The organism is Nitrospira sp. BLG_1 (assembly GCF_047338595.1).
Taxonomy (GTDB): Bacteria; Nitrospirota; Nitrospiria; order Nitrospirales; family Nitrospiraceae; genus Nitrospira_D.
The window spans coordinates 1-1,617 of sequence record NZ_JBLFBO010000117.1; the positions used below are offsets into that span (position 1 = coordinate 1).

Consider the following 1,617-nt stretch of genomic DNA (forward strand, 5'->3'; position numbering starts at 1 on the left):
CCGATGTTCGTCAGGATGTCGCCGTCCTGAATGTTGACGGTGGACATCACGACATGGCCCAGATTGGCGAGCGTCAGTTGCCCTCTCGTCGCATTCGGAGCCGTCGTGGATTTCACGACTAACCGATACTGCGATGGCGCCGTGTAGCCCAATACCTGAAGATTGCTCTGGCCATGTCGATTGACGATGGCGGTATCGGGCAAGACGCGATGCCAGTCTGCCGGAGCATCGAACCAGATGATCTGCTCGCCAGTCGATGAGAAATCAGGAGCTACGTAGAAGTTCGTGATCTCCGTGTAGTTATTGGAGAATCCCGTTCCAGCCGAAGCCTTCGAGTAGTACGCGGCCCAGGCAGTTCCGGCAGTGCTGGCCTGCGAGATCATGAGGGCCACCATGTTGAACGGCACATCACACCCGATCATAAACCCGTCGTTCGCGGTCCCGACGGTATCGAGGTTCACGTCTCCCGTGGTACTGTTTTGGGCGTCAGCCGTTTCGTCGGTCAACGCGACCCCTGCCGCATACTCCGAATCGTCCCATGCGCTGAACGTCCAGACGGACCGCTGAATCCTGCCTCCAATGCCCAGGACGGCTGCCGAGCCTGAACGATTGTGCAGGCTGAATTCCTTGACGACAAATCGCGTGCCATAACTGTTCTGTGGACGTGTGGCCAGCGTGATGGTATCGGAGTTCGACGTCAGAAACTTAGTGGCCCATGCTTTGCTCTCGGTCTGATACTCAAATTGCATCGTCTCGTCTCCTCACGGTCTCCTCGACCGTTACCGGCGTGAGCGCGAAGACGCACGCCTGGATGATGCGCGACCGCCACTGCCTGAGCCAACCGCCACAGCATCCTCGTCATGGTCCGCCCCGAACTGTTCACGCTCCCTGTCCATTTCTGCCTCGATTGACGACACGTCTGTGCCGTCAGGAGCCTGCCGCGTAAAAGTCTCAAACTGTGGTGTCGGATGCCACTGCTTTGCCGGGACGTCAGCGATCGAGCCGTCAGGCATCCTGACCTTTTCGGTGTGCTCACGATCGACCGTGAAATAGCCAGACTCCGGCCTTGATGGGTCAGCCCACGTCGCTCCCTCGGGGAGCATGAACGGAACCGCGCCAGGCGGAACCGTGCCGGCTTCCCCAAACCCACCACTATGGCTATTGGCCGGGTATGCCTGCGTCAGGGAATCGGCCATCGGTTCAATGGTTTGCGTGATGGAGCTGAGCAGCCGATCGATGACACTATCAGGCAATCTCCCCATCAGCCGCTCAAGCTGCGCTCGAGATGAATCGCCGCTCAGCGAGGCAGGCTTATCTCCCTGAATCACGGCCTCCGGTGGAGACGGCAGAGCTTTGATGCGATCCAGCCATTTCGAGACTGCCTCTTTCGTCGCGGGATCGAATTCTTCCACTTCATCCATGGATTTCACGGTCGTGGCGTCTCGCCCTCTCCCGAATTGCCATTGTCCGTTTGGCAATTCATAGAGCTCAACGATCACGCCGCCTCGCTGCTCGCTGTACGCCGTTACGATGCGCTTGACTGTGAAATCCCCTGAAAGCCGTTGCATAAAGGTCCTTTCTATGAGCCGGGAGCCGATCATGACTCCCGGCTTGTCA

The 1,617-nt window shown here is 58.4% G+C and carries 1 protein-coding gene and 1 pseudogene; both read right to left on the reverse strand.

The window, feature by feature from the left end; genetic code table 11:
* Positions 1–749: pseudogene (locus ACMTNU_RS20560) on the reverse strand (hypothetical protein); the annotation flags it as partial.
* Between the two features lie 30 nt (positions 750–779).
* Positions 780–1,617: hypothetical protein (locus ACMTNU_RS20565; RefSeq protein ID WP_413937154.1), on the reverse strand; the 838-nt coding region annotated here is incomplete at its 5' end.